The organism is Senegalimassilia sp. (assembly GCF_977052095.1).
The window spans coordinates 1-11,799 of the sequence record NZ_CDRSTZ010000057.1 but is presented as its reverse complement, the minus strand read 5'-3'; the positions used below and the strand labels follow the sequence as shown (position 1 = coordinate 11,799).

Below are 11,799 nucleotides of genomic sequence, written 5' to 3'. Positions count from 1 at the left end.
ACCGCTGTGGCGAAGATCTTCGTAATAAGGTAGTGCACGCCCAGCAGCTCCACGCCGGCCCACATGCAGCCGTTGTTGATAAGCAGGCCGATGACCGACAGCACCACGAATATGACGAACTCGCGCGTGCGGCTCATGCCCTCTTTGTGCGTGAACACGTAGCGCATGGAAGCGCAGTAGTTGAAAATCACGGAAACCGTGAACGAAATAGTGGCGCTGACCAGGTAATTTACTCCGAACAGTTCCGTGAGCACCACCAGCAGGCCGTAGTCGATGACAAACGCGATGACGCCGACGACGCCGAATTTCATGAACTGCGCGATAAGCTTCTTCACGCGAAAATCCTTTCGAAAGATACAGCCAGGCATGCGGCCCGGCAGCCGGCAGGGGCGCACAGCACAAGCGCGAGGGCGCAAAACCGGCCAATGCATAACCGCTCGATTATCGCACCGCGCGGGCGCGCCGCACAACAAACCCCGCAACATGCACGCATATCCTGCGGAAACGAACACATATCTCTAGCGCGGCAGGGCGGATTCGAGTAGCATGGCGAATAACTTTGTGCACCTGACTTGTTGCATCGGGCGAAGGCTCGATGCGCTTACCAATTAAGAAGGAGCAATCGGTGACTTCAGACATCGAGGCCGTACGCCGCGGGTGCGGCGTGGCCGTCATCATACCCTGCTACAACGAGGCCGTCACCATCGGCAAGGTGGTCGACGACTTCCGTCGCGTCATGCCCGAGGCCGACGTGTACGTCTACGACAACAACTCGTCGGACGGCACGGGCGACATCGCGCGCAAGCACGGCGCCATCGTGAAGGTGGAGCGGCGCCAGGGCAAGGGCAACGTCGTGCGCCAGATGATGCGCGACATCGACGCCGACTACTACCTCATGGTGGACGGCGACGACACCTACCCCGCCGAGGCCGGCCCCGACCTGCTGGCGCCGCTGGCAGCCGATGAAGCCGACATGGTGGTGGGCGACCGCCTGTCCAACGGCACGTACGGCGAGGAGAACGACCGCGCGTTCCACGGCTTCGGCAACAACCTGGTACGCTTCCTCATCAAGGCCATCTACGGGTTCGAGTTTTCCGACGTCATGACGGGCTACCGCGCCTACAACAAGGTGTTCGCCAAGACCATGCCGGTGCTGTCCCCCGGCTTCGAGATCGAGACGGAGCTGTCCATCCACGCGGTGGACAAGCGCTGGCGCATCGCCGAGGTGCCCATCGACTACCGCGACCGCCCCGAGGGCAGCGAGTCGAAGCTGTCCACGTTCTCGGACGGCTTCAAGGTGCTCATGATGATCCTGTCGCTGTTCAAGGACTACAAGCCGCTGGCGCTGTTCTCCTGGGTGGCGCTGCTGTTCGTGCTGCTCGGCCTGATTGCCGGCGTCCCGGTTATCGCGCAGTTCGCCGCCACGGGCCTGGTGCCCCGGCTGCCAAGCGCGCTTTTGGCCGTGGGCCTGGTGTTCGTGGGCCTGCTGGCTTTCACGTGCGGGCTTATCCTGGACACGGTGGTCAAGGGCGCGCGCAAGCAGTACGAGATTCAGGTCACCGAAGCTTACGAGCGCTACGGTTGCTGCGACAAGGCAGAATAAGGTATCATTACCGCAGCAGCGCGTCTTAAGGAAAGGTCCTTCACATCTAGGCCGTGTGATACTAGGGTGCTTTCCCTTAGGCGCGCTGCTTTTTTAGTGCAAGCCGGCATCAGCTGTGCATACTTCGGCAACTTATGAAGGAATTGTGGCCCGCCGAAGCGGGGTCTTGCGCACCTTCTGGGATTTTGACATACTAATCAAGCTGCTTTTCGACACGGAAGCGCACTTCGTCCCCATAGTCTAGAGGTTAGGACGCGGCCCTTTCAAGGCTGAGACACGAGTTCGATTCTCGTTGGGGGCACCATTCGAACGCTAAGGGTCGGTCGAGCACCGGCCCTTTTTCTTTTCCAGAAGCCGGTTTTCGCCGGCTTTTCCTATACCGAGGGAAAGGTTCCCGCCATCACTGACGTCATCGCAACCGCCGATCAACCTGAAGCCGAGCGCCCGCTTGTGCTGGTCATGCACGCGTCGGTTGGTTCGGGCCATCGCAGCGCGGCGAACGCGATCGCGCAGGCGTTCGAGCTCATGCGCGACGAGCAGGCCGCCGAAGGCGCCGCAAGCACGCAGCAATCCGACGTGCCGCACATTCCCGAAAACCTTGAAGTAAAGGTGCTCGACATCCTGGATTTCGGGCGTATCGTGTTCGACGGCGATAAAACCGCTTCCATGTTCACGGGTCCTACGCGCCCCGTCTATGACTTGACCTGGCGTTATACGTTTACCGGCCGTCTTTTATGGGGCGGCGGCACCGTGTGGGCGCACATTATGTACCCCAAGTTCGTGGAATACGTGCGCAATCGCCCGCCTGCAGCCATCGTGTGCACGCACATCACCGCCGCCAACGTGGCCGTGTCCGCGCGCATGCTTACCGGCCAGCACTACCCCATTGTGTGCGTGCCCACCGATTACGAAACCGAGGGCCTGTGGCCGCACCTGTCAAGCGACCTGTTCTGCGTGGCAACCGAAAGCATGGCCGAAACGCTGCGCCCGCGCAAGGTGTCCGAAAAGCGCATCCGTATCACAGGCATCCCCACGCGCGACGATTTCCGCCGCACGTACGACCGCGCCGAAACACGGCAGCGCCTGGACCTTCCGCAGGACAAGCGCATCGTGCTGGCGCTGGCCGGTGCGTACCTTCCGCGCCCGTATGTGCACTTCCGCAACGCGTTGGACAATCTGCTGCCGTTTCTGCACACGCTAGGACATTCGCTGCATTTCGTGTTCGTTGCCGGAAACGACCGTGAATACGCCGAGCACCTGCGCACTCAATGCGCCGAGCTGGGCATTTCCGACAACGTCACTGTGCTTGAATACGTGGAGGGCATGGCAGCGCTCATGGCCGCATCCGACCTGGTCATTTGCAAGTCAGGCGGACTTACCGTCACGGAATGCTTGTGCGCGCAGGTGCCCATGATCTTGCTGGGCAAGGCTTACGGGCAGGAAAAAGCGAACGTGCGCATGCTCACGTCGCTAGGCGCCGCCATGCACGTCACCACGTGGCGCGAGCTGCTTGACGCGCTGCGGCACGTGGCGAACAACCCCGACAGCGTGCGGGCCATGCTGGTCAACGGTAGCTTCCTGCGCCGGCCGAACGCCGCGCGTGATATCGCTGCCGCCACGCTTTCGCTGGCCGACGCGCCCAAAGACGAATCAGACCCGCTGTACAAAAAGCATTTTCTCCACTTCTACTGGGGAAAGAAACCCGCGCACGTCCGCTAAAGCGTGCGCACCTCAGAAAGGAACGAACCATATATGTCGCATTTCGACGAACTTGGCCTGTCCGGCCAGGCGCTGCAGGCTGTGGCCGAGCTGGGATACGCCAACCCTACGCCCGTGCAGCAGCAGGCTATCCCCTACGTGCTTGAGGGGCGCGACCTTATTGCCGCCGCGAAAACGGGCACGGGCAAAACGGCCGCGTTCTCGCTGCCGTCCATGGACAAGCTGGGGCACGCGAAGGGCAACAAGGGGCCGCTGATGCTGGTGGTCACGCCCACGCGCGAGCTTGCCGAGCAGATCGGCGAGGTGTGCGGCACCATCGCGCATCACACGCATCACCGCATCCTCACCGTGGTGGGCGGCGTGTCGTACAACCCGCAGATTCAGGCGCTGGGGCGCGGCGTGGACATCCTTATTGCCACGCCGGGGCGCCTGGTTGACCTGATGGAGCAGGGCGCCGCGCACCTGTCCAACGTTGAGGTGTTGGTGCTTGACGAGGCCGACCGCATGCTTGACATGGGCTTTTGGCCCGCCATGAAGAAGATCATCGGCGCTACGCCCTCAAGCCGCCAAACGCTTTTGTTCTCGGCCACCATCGACCACACCATCATGAAAACGGCCGGCAAGCTGCTGCGCAACCCCGCCATGGTGGAGATCGCGCACAAGGGAGAGACGGCCGACACCGTTGAGCAGTACGTCATGCACGTGCAGCAAGCGGTGAAGCCCGCGCTGTTGAAGGGGCTGCTGAAAGAGCGCGGGCATCGCCGCGTCATCGTGTTCTGCCGCACGCGCAGCCGCGCTGACGCCACATGCCGCCGCCTGAAGAAGGTGGGCTACCACGTGGAGGCCATCCACTCCAGCCGCAGCCAGAACCAGCGTCGCCGCGCACTCGAGAACTTCGCCAACGGCCAAACCGACGTGCTGGTTGCCACCGACGTGCTGGCGCGCGGCATCGACGTAGAAGAGGTGGAGTACGTGGTGAACTACGACTTGCCCACCGTGCCCGAAGACTACGTGCACCGCATCGGGCGCACGGGCCGCGCGGGAGCCACGGGTTTCGCCGTGTCGTTTGTCAGCCCCGAAACCGCCGACGCGCTGCGCGACATCCAGAAGCTGGTGAAGCGCGAGATTCCCGAACTTGAACTTGAGGATTTCGACATGCACGAGGCCGAGATGGAGGCTGCCGCGAAGGCGCAGCAGGCCGAGGCACGCCGCGACCCCGAGATTCAGCAGGCGAAGAAGGAAGAGGCCGCGCGCAAGCGCAAGAAGGCGCGCGCCCGCGAGGCGGCGGCCGCGGTAGAGGATGCGCGCAGCAACCGCAAGGGCGCGCATAACAACCACAGCGGCAAGAAGCACGCCGACAAGCCCGCCAGCGGCACGGCGAAGGCCAGCAAGAAGCACGCGAACGCGCAGAATGCGCTTGCAGCGAAGCCCGCGAAGGCGAAGCGCCCCGCGAAGGGCGGCGCTGGCGAAGCGGCGCGCAAGGGCGGCGCGGGCAAGAACGCAGCCGACAAGGCCAAGAGCGCGCCGAAGCGAGCGGCGGCCGCACCTGCCGGCGATTTCCGCCCCGGACGCGCACATCGCGCCGCCGTGGCCAGCCAGCGCAGCAGGCGCCGCTAGCAGTTGGTATCGCGCCGATAAGGGATATGGCACAAGCGCGGTGCCAAACAACCGCTAAAGTATTGCTGTCTTAGGAGGGAGGACAGCATGCGCATAGCGGTAGCTAGCCAAGGGCTTGATGTTGCCTCGAAGGTTTTGCGCTGCGCCAGCTACATGTGCTATCGCGTGGATCGCGGCATGATCGTTGATTGTCAGAACATGCCGAACCTGTCGCTTCCGCCCGCCCAGCTTGCAACGCTTATGAAAGACCTCGGCGTCACGGTTATGCTTGCGCAAACCGTTGAGCCGAGCGCACGAACAGCGCTTGAGCAAGCGGGAATCGAGGTGGAGGCAGGTTCCACGGGAACAGCATCCGGAGCGGCGCGCACGTACTTAGCGCACACGCTGGCCGGCCGCGACGAGGAGTTGGAGGCCTCGTAAAGGGCAACGCGGCACGCCAAGCAAAGCGGCAACACATGAGAAAGCGCCACCAAGGCGCTTTTTTCATGCCTGCATTCGCAGGCGCGCAAAGCTGCTCCCCGACCGCAAAACGACCCCGCCCGGTTTTTCCGGACGGGGTCGTGAGTTTCGCAAGCGTTAAAGCTTACAGGGCCTTCTTGGCAACCTCGACGATAGCGGTGAAAGCCGCGGGATCGTTGATGGCCATGTCGGACAGCACCTTGCGGTCGAGCTCGATGCCAGCCTTCTTCAGACCGTTCATGAAGGAGGAGTAGCTCATGCCGTTCAGACGAGCACCAGCGTTGATGCGGGTGATCCACAGACGACGGATCGCGCGCTTCTTGTTGCGGCGGTCACGGTACTGGTACTGCAGCGAGTGCTGCACCTGCTCTTTGGCAGCGGTGTAGGAACGGGACTTCGCGCCGTAGTAACCCTTTGCACGGTTGAGGACGGTGCGACGCTTCTTCTTGGCGTTAACTGCACGCTTAATACGAGCCATTGATTATCACTGCTCCTTATTGACTAGCGACGGCCGAGGTTGCGGGCCACGACACGACGGTCAGCGGCAGCCAGCTCGGTCTCGTGACGGAAATTACGCTTACGCTTCTGAGACTTCTTCGTCAGAATGTGGCTCTTGTAAGCCTTAGCGCGCATGATCTTGCCGGAACCGGTAACGCGGAAGCGCTTAGCCGTACCGCGATGGGTCTTCATCTTAGGCATTGCCTTGGTCCTTTCCTTCGTCTTTCTTATCGTTTGCTTTCTTTTTCTTCGCCGCCATGCTTGCGGGAAGCGGGGCGATGAGCATGTGCATGTTGCGGCCTTCCATCTTCGGCTGGCTTTCGATGACCGCAATGTCTTTGAGGTCGTCGGCCAGGCGCTCCAGAATGGTCAGGCCCTGTTCCGGGTGCGCCATTTCGCGGCCGCGGAACATGATGGTGATTTTGACCTTGTTGCCCGCGGAGAGGAAGCGAAGCACGTGCTTCTTCTTCGTGGTGTAGTCCCCGATGTCGATTTTCGGGCGGAACTTCATTTCCTTGGTCTCGATCTTGCTTTGGTTCTTGCGAGCCTGCTTCGCCTTGATGGCTTGATCGTACTTGAACTTGCCGTAATCCATGATGCGGCACACGGGCGGTTCCGCATTCGGGGCGATTTCCACAAGGTCAAGCCCCTGGTCGTCAGCAACGCGCTGCGCCTGGGCAACCGGGTAGATACCCAATTGCGTACCGTCGAACCCGATCAGGCGGCACTCGCGCACCGTGATCTGTTCGTTGAGCCTAGGCTCCTGAGCAGCTATCGCACTCACCTTCCTTCCTTGCATGCGATTGCATGGCATAAAAAAACCCACAGCTTAAAAGCGTGCGGGCAGTATGAACTATCCGAGTTCGGTATTCATAGAACCCATCAGCAGCTTAAAAGCGCCGAACTAGGTGGGAGGCACATGCCCCCGCTTGTTAACAGCTCAACTAGTATAGCGCGAACCGCCCAGCGCGCAAGAGGGAATTTTTCCTTGCGCGCCAGCGTCCACAAGGCGGACACATGCCGGCACCCATCCGCCATCGAGTGCTGAGGGGGCCTGGCTGCAGCACAATGTTTCGGCGCTAGACGCGTTTTCGGTGCGAAATCTGCCGATTGGACGGTTGCGCTTGTTTGTGGGGCGTACTACACTAGCGCCAATGAATTCTGTTTCAGGGCGAGGTGTAAATCCTCACTGGCGGTAACCAGAAGCGCCTGTTTGCGGCACGCAAGCGGCGGGCTGGAAGTCCGCGACCCTGTGCGTTGCAGGCAGCTGCACACGCAAGGCTGACCCGGTGCGAATCCGGGACCAACGGTGACAGTCCGGATGGAAGAGGCAGAGTTCGCGATGCGCATCGCGCGGCCGGCGGCCGCGGCGATTTCACGTTGAGCGAATACAAGCCCGTATGGAAGGAATTCATACGGGCTTGTTCTTTTCCGCGAAGCAAAGGGCATCCCCGCCAGGACGCGCTTCGCAGAAAAGAGGCTTCACCATGTCGCAGGTAACCACCGCCGGAGCAATCAAGAACACGAACCGCTGGTCAACGCGCCAGCTGGTTACCATGGCGCTGATGTGCGCCATCGCCGCGCTGTTCTCGTTCGTGCAAATTCCCATCCTGCCCGCCGCGCCGTTTCTGACGTACGACCCCTCGCTCATGCCCGCCATGGTGTGCGGCTTCGCGTTCGGGCCGGGCGCCGGCTTTGCCGTGGGCGCCGTGGCCGCCGTCATCCACGGCCTGATCTTGGGCGAATGGGTGGGCAGCCTGATGAACATCTGCGCCACGCTGTTCTTCGTAGTGCCCGCCGCCGCCATCTACGCGCGCAAGCACACGTTCGCCGGCGCAATCGCGGGCCTGCTGGTGGGCTGCGTCATTGCCACCGCGGGCGCCGTGCTGACGAACCTGACCATCGGCGTGTGGTTCTGGTACGGCAGCGCCGACGCCATCATGCCGCTGATGCTTCCCGCCGTGGTGCCGTTCAACCTTATTAAGACCGTGCTGAACTCCGCGCTGACGCTGATAGTGTACAAGGCCATCTCCAACTTGATCACCCCGAAGAAAGACCAGGTGAAGGGCCGCTAAGGCTTTGCGTGTCCGCCGCGCCCTACTTCCCGCAGCACGAAAGGATTCGGTGACCTGCCGAAATGATTGATATCGACAACGTTCGCTTCACGTATGATGGCGTGCATTTCGCACTTGACGGCGTGAGCGCGCACGTGGAAACCGGCGAGTTTTTGTGCATCCTGGGCGGCAACGGATCGGGCAAGTCGACGCTAGCGAAGCACCTGAACGCGCTGCTGGTGCCCGACGAAGGGCGTGTGGTGGTAGACGGCATGGACACCGCCGACGCCGAGTGCACGTATGCGGTGCGCAAAACGTGCGGCATGGTGTTTCAAAACCCCGACGATCAGCTGGTGGCGTCGCTGGTGGAAGACGACGTGGCCTTCGGCCCCGAAAACCTGGGTATTCCCACGCCTGAGCTGCGCGAACGCGTGACGCAGGCGCTTGAGGATGTGGGGCTTTCCGGCTTTGAGCGTCACGAGACGCACGCACTGTCCGGCGGACAGAAGCAGCGCGTGGCCATTGCCGGCGTGCTGGCCATGAATCCGTCGGTGCTGGTGCTTGACGAGGCGTCGGCCATGCTGGATCCGCGCGGGCGCGCGGGCCTGATGCGCGTATGCCGGGAGCTGCATGAGCGCGGCATGACCATCGTCATGATCACGCACTTCATGGAAGAGGCGGCGCAGGCCGACCGCGTCATCGTGATGGAGCGCGGGCACGTGGCGCTTGAGGGCACGCCCGACGAGGTGCTCTTGCAGGCCGATGCGCTTGATCGTTTGAACCTGGACGTGCCGTTCGCGGCGCGGCTTTCGCTTGACGCGCGCCGCGCGGGCGTGAACGTGGCACCGACGGTGAATGCCGACGAGCTGGCTCAGCGCGTGCTGGCGCTAGCGGGCGCGGGCGCGCAGAGCCCTGCGGCGGGTGGCGCTTACGCCCCCGCAGCCCAGCCGGTTGCTGCGGCGGAAGACTCGCAAGAAGGTGCCGGGAGTTCGCAAGCGGAAAGCGCAAGCGGCAACGGCAGCAACGCCTTCCCCACCCAAGAAGCTGCGGCGCGGACGCCTGCGAGTTTTTCCGCTTCCGCAGGCATAGACGCCACGGGCTCGCAGACGGGCAGCGAAAACGACAACGGCGACCTCTTCCCCACTTGCAGCGAGATGGCTGGCAAGCTGGTATCTGTTGCTGCGTCAGGCGACGCCGGGGCCGTCAGCACTGGCACCGGCACGCCGCTCATCGAGTTTTGCGACGTGTCGTTCACGTACGATGCCGCCGAGGCCAAGCGCCAGCGCAAGCGCGGCGGGCAGCAAGCGAAGCGCCAGGCGAAATGGGGCAACGCACCCGACAGCCTGTGGGCCATCCGCAACGTGTCTTTCGCCGTGCATCAGAGCGAGTTTTTGGGCATCGCCGGGCACACGGGCAGCGGCAAGTCCACCATCATCCAGCACATGAACGGCATCCTGAAGCCCACGTCGGGACAGGTGCTGGTTATGGGCGCCGACATTTCCGACAAGCGCTGCGAGGCCAGCCTACGCGGCAGCATCGGCGTGGTGTTCCAGTATCCCGAGCACCAGCTGTTCGCCGAGACCGTGTACAAGGACGTAGCGTTCGGGCCGCGCAACCTGGGGCTGAAGGACAACGAGGTGGATGCGCGCGTGCGCGAGTCGCTTGAGCGCGTGGGGCTAGCGTTTGACGAGGTGGCCGAGAAGAGCCCGTTCGAGCTGTCGGGCGGCCAGCAGCGCCGCGTGGCGTTCGCGGGCGTTTTGGCCATGAATCCGCGCGTGCTGGTGCTTGATGAGCCGGCCGCGGGGCTGGACCCGGCAAGCCGCACGTCGTTTCTGGGCATGATTTCGCGCCTGCACCAGCAGGGGCTGACCGTGGTGATGGTGTCGCACAGCATGGACGACCTGGCGCGCATGTGCGACCGCGTGGCCATCATGAACGAGGGCCAGCTGCTGGGCATCGGGGCGCCTGACCAGCTGTTTTTGCGCGCGGCCGAGCTGAAGCGCGTGGGGTTAGGCACCACCGAGGCGCAGGCGTTCGCAAGTGAGCTGGCCGCGGGCGGCATGGCCGTTGAGGCCGGCAAGCTGTACAACGAGCAGGATTTGGTGGACCTGGTGGCGCGCGCGTGCGGCAGCGAAGAGGCAGGAGCGAATGGCTGCGCGGGCGTGGCGGCGGGCAGCGCTACGGGCACCGCGAGCGCTGCACCCGAGGCCTCTTCGCCGGCAGCTTCCGGCAACGCCGAGCGTGCAGCAGCCGACGCGGGTTCTTGCGAAAGCACAGGTGAGTAGCTATGAACGCGGGATTTTCCTTCGGTAGCTACATCCCGGGGCAAAGCTGTGTGCATCGACTTGACCCGCGCACGAAGCTGGTGCTGGGATGCGTGTTCATCGTGGTGCTGCTGTGTTCGCAATCGGTGATGACGCTGGCCATTTGCGCGGCGTTCGTGGCCGCGGCGTACGGGCTTGCGCAGATTCCGCCGAGCAAGGCCGTGGCGTCCGTGGTGCCGCTTATGGCCATCGTGGTGATTGTGGCGCTGCTGAACCTGTTCGTTACGCAGGGTGGCAAAATTCTTGTTGACCTGGGATTTCTTCGCATCAGCGAAGCGGGTGTGTACACGTGCTTGTTCATGGGCGCGCGCCTGACCATCATGATGCTGGGCATGAGCCTTATCACGCTTACCACCATGACCATCGATCTGACCGAGGCGTTCGAGCGCCTGCTTTCGCCGTTCGCGCGTTTCGGCCTGCCGGCGCACGAGCTGGGCATGATCATGGGCATCGCGCTGCGGTTCATGCCGCAGTTCGCCAACGAACTGGTGACGGTGTACCACGCGCAGGTCAGTCGCGGCGCGAAGCTGTCGAACAGCCCTGTCAAAGGCGTGCGCATGCTGTCGTCGCTGATGGTGCCGCTGTTCACCAGCGTGTTTCGCCACGCGGAAACGCTGTCGGCGGCCATGGACGCGCGTTGCTATCACGGCGGCGAGGGGCGCACGCACCTGCATCCGCTGCACTTCGCCCCGCGCGACGGCGTAGCAGCAGCGGCCGTAGCGCTGCTGGCCTGCTGCGTGGCGGCGCTGAACGTGTTGTTGTAAGGGCGCAAAAGCGTCCAATTGCCCTCTCTCAGCGAAAGAGCGCATTACGAATGTAGCTGAGTTGTTGCAGGTTTCCGGCGTTATGCGAAGGAATCGACTTACAACTCCCCCGCGAATTCTTCGAAAAGCCCCGGAAACGAGCAGCAAAACCTGTATGTAAGGCGCCAACGTTGCAGGTTTTCGGGGTTATGCGGAAGCGTTGCTTCGCACAACCCCGAAAACCTGCAACAAAGCCCCTGCTTTTACAACGCGCCAGGAAGGAACCGAGCGCCGCAAGGTGCTTCGCATCAAACACGAGCAAAGGAGAAACGATGACCGGGAACGAGACCATTCTGCAGTATCTGACGAGCGTGCCCGCGTGGTACCTGGCCACCAGCGAGGGCGACCAGCCGCATGTGCGCCCGTTCAGCTTCGCCGCCGAGCAGGACGGCAAGATTTGGTTCGTCACCGCCACCACCAAAGACGTGTGGCGCGAGCTTGAAGCCAACCAGAAGTTCGAGGCAACGGCATGGTGGCCGGGCCACGGCTGGCTGATTCTGCGCGGCAAGGCCGGCCTTGAGGACAAGGCGAACGCCGACATGCGCTACGCAGGCTACGCGCACCTGTGCAGCCTGGGCGAAAGCTATGACGGCCCGGACGATCCCACGCTGGTGTTCTTCAGCGTCGAGGAACCCGAAGCCTGGATCTGCAACCACGAGGAATGGAAGCCGCTCGAGCTGTAGCGGGTGGAGAAAGGCGGGCGGGGGGGCAATAGAGCACCG

General features: G+C 62.8%; 12 protein-coding genes, 1 tRNA gene and 1 riboswitch. Of the genes, 9 read left to right on the top strand and 4 right to left on the bottom strand.

Annotated features, from left to right (window positions below; translation table 11 throughout):
- Nucleotides 1-335: GtrA family protein (locus tag ACWI6D_RS08560; RefSeq protein WP_449134370.1), on the bottom strand; the 335-nt coding region annotated here is incomplete at its 3' end.
- Between the two features lie 290 nt (nucleotides 336-625).
- Here ACWI6D_RS08560 and ACWI6D_RS08555 point away from each other — a divergent pair.
- The 5 genes from ACWI6D_RS08555 to ACWI6D_RS08535 all read left to right on the top strand — a co-directional run bounded on the left by ACWI6D_RS08555 (nucleotide 626) and on the right by ACWI6D_RS08535 (nucleotide 5,359).
- The gene (locus tag ACWI6D_RS08555) at nucleotides 626-1,603 is read left to right on the top strand and encodes a glycosyltransferase family 2 protein (RefSeq protein ID WP_449134369.1); all 978 of its coding nucleotides are present in this window, start codon (nucleotides 626-628) and stop codon (nucleotides 1,601-1,603) included.
- A 229-nt stretch (nucleotides 1,604-1,832) separates the two neighbouring features.
- Nucleotides 1,833-1,907 (top strand) — tRNA-Glu (locus ACWI6D_RS08550).
- 155 nt (nucleotides 1,908-2,062) lie between these two features.
- On the top strand, nucleotides 2,063-3,322 hold the full coding sequence (locus ACWI6D_RS08545; protein WP_449134371.1) for a glycosyltransferase: 1,260 nt from the start codon (nucleotides 2,063-2,065) through the stop codon (nucleotides 3,320-3,322).
- 33 nt (nucleotides 3,323-3,355) lie between these two features.
- Nucleotides 3,356-4,939: a DEAD/DEAH box helicase gene (locus tag ACWI6D_RS08540; protein ID WP_449134368.1), complete on the top strand. Its 1,584-nt coding sequence runs from the start codon at nucleotides 3,356-3,358 to the stop codon at nucleotides 4,937-4,939.
- A gap of 87 nt (nucleotides 4,940-5,026) precedes the next feature.
- Complete coding sequence (locus ACWI6D_RS08535; RefSeq protein WP_417750948.1) at nucleotides 5,027-5,359, top strand: NifB/NifX family molybdenum-iron cluster-binding protein; 333 nt, start codon at nucleotides 5,027-5,029, stop codon at nucleotides 5,357-5,359.
- 163 nt (nucleotides 5,360-5,522) lie between these two features.
- Here the strand turns inward: ACWI6D_RS08535 and rplT are convergent, their stop codons facing one another.
- From rplT to infC, 3 genes are read right to left on the bottom strand one after another with little or no spacing between them, the layout of a single operon-like run.
- Nucleotides 5,523-5,876 (bottom strand): 50S ribosomal protein L20, encoded by a 354-nt coding sequence (gene rplT, locus ACWI6D_RS08530; RefSeq protein ID WP_129425164.1) that lies wholly within the window; start codon nucleotides 5,874-5,876, stop codon nucleotides 5,523-5,525.
- 23 nt (nucleotides 5,877-5,899) lie between these two features.
- Nucleotides 5,900-6,097 carry a 50S ribosomal protein L35 gene (gene rpmI, locus ACWI6D_RS08525; protein WP_129425166.1) on the bottom strand — a complete coding sequence of 66 codons (198 nt, stop codon included), beginning with the start codon at nucleotides 6,095-6,097 and terminating at the stop codon, nucleotides 5,900-5,902.
- Nucleotides 6,090-6,710 (bottom strand): translation initiation factor IF-3, encoded by a 621-nt coding sequence (gene infC, locus ACWI6D_RS08520; RefSeq protein ID WP_449134367.1) that lies wholly within the window; start codon nucleotides 6,708-6,710, stop codon nucleotides 6,090-6,092. Before infC ends, rpmI begins: the two co-directional genes overlap by 8 nt.
- Before the next feature lie 344 nt (nucleotides 6,711-7,054).
- A riboswitch (FMN riboswitch) is annotated at nucleotides 7,055-7,233 on the top strand.
- Between the two features lie 150 nt (nucleotides 7,234-7,383).
- Between infC and ACWI6D_RS08515 the strand changes: the two genes are divergently transcribed.
- The 4 genes from ACWI6D_RS08515 (at nucleotide 7,384) to ACWI6D_RS08500 (ending at nucleotide 11,760) form a co-directional block, all read left to right on the top strand.
- On the top strand, nucleotides 7,384-7,971 hold the full coding sequence (locus ACWI6D_RS08515) for an ECF transporter S component (protein WP_449134366.1): 588 nt from the start codon (nucleotides 7,384-7,386) through the stop codon (nucleotides 7,969-7,971).
- Between the two features lie 62 nt (nucleotides 7,972-8,033).
- On the top strand, nucleotides 8,034-10,235 hold the full coding sequence (locus tag ACWI6D_RS08510) for an energy-coupling factor transporter ATPase (protein ID WP_449134365.1): 2,202 nt from the start codon (nucleotides 8,034-8,036) through the stop codon (nucleotides 10,233-10,235).
- A gap of 2 nt (nucleotides 10,236-10,237) precedes the next feature.
- On the top strand, nucleotides 10,238-11,038 hold the full coding sequence (locus ACWI6D_RS08505; RefSeq protein ID WP_449134364.1) for an energy-coupling factor transporter transmembrane component T family protein: 801 nt from the start codon (nucleotides 10,238-10,240) through the stop codon (nucleotides 11,036-11,038).
- Nucleotides 11,039-11,349: 311 nt separating this feature from the next.
- Nucleotides 11,350-11,760: a pyridoxamine 5'-phosphate oxidase family protein gene (locus ACWI6D_RS08500; protein ID WP_129425176.1), complete on the top strand. Its 411-nt coding sequence runs from the start codon at nucleotides 11,350-11,352 to the stop codon at nucleotides 11,758-11,760.
- Nucleotides 11,761-11,799 lie beyond the last annotated feature (39 nt).

Excerpts from the sequence above, each read along its gene's own strand:
- ACWI6D_RS08510 (WP_449134365.1), top strand. The coding sequence starts at position 8,034 with ATGATTGATATCGACAACGTTCGCTTCACGTATGATGGCGTGCATTTC.
- rpmI (WP_129425166.1), bottom strand. The coding sequence starts at position 6,097 with ATGCCTAAGATGAAGACCCATCGCGGTACGGCTAAGCGCTTCCGCGTT.
- infC (WP_449134367.1), bottom strand. The coding sequence starts at position 6,710 with ATGCCATGCAATCGCATGCAAGGAAGGAAGGTGAGTGCGATAGCTGCT.
- ACWI6D_RS08545 (WP_449134371.1), top strand. The coding sequence starts at position 2,063 with ATGCACGCGTCGGTTGGTTCGGGCCATCGCAGCGCGGCGAACGCGATC.
- ACWI6D_RS08540 (WP_449134368.1), top strand. The coding sequence starts at position 3,356 with ATGTCGCATTTCGACGAACTTGGCCTGTCCGGCCAGGCGCTGCAGGCT.
- ACWI6D_RS08515 (WP_449134366.1), top strand. The coding sequence starts at position 7,384 with ATGTCGCAGGTAACCACCGCCGGAGCAATCAAGAACACGAACCGCTGG.
- ACWI6D_RS08535 (WP_417750948.1), top strand. The coding sequence starts at position 5,027 with ATGCGCATAGCGGTAGCTAGCCAAGGGCTTGATGTTGCCTCGAAGGTT.
- ACWI6D_RS08505 (WP_449134364.1), top strand. The coding sequence starts at position 10,238 with ATGAACGCGGGATTTTCCTTCGGTAGCTACATCCCGGGGCAAAGCTGT.
- rplT (WP_129425164.1), bottom strand. The coding sequence starts at position 5,876 with ATGGCTCGTATTAAGCGTGCAGTTAACGCCAAGAAGAAGCGTCGCACC.
- ACWI6D_RS08500 (WP_129425176.1), top strand. The coding sequence starts at position 11,350 with ATGACCGGGAACGAGACCATTCTGCAGTATCTGACGAGCGTGCCCGCG.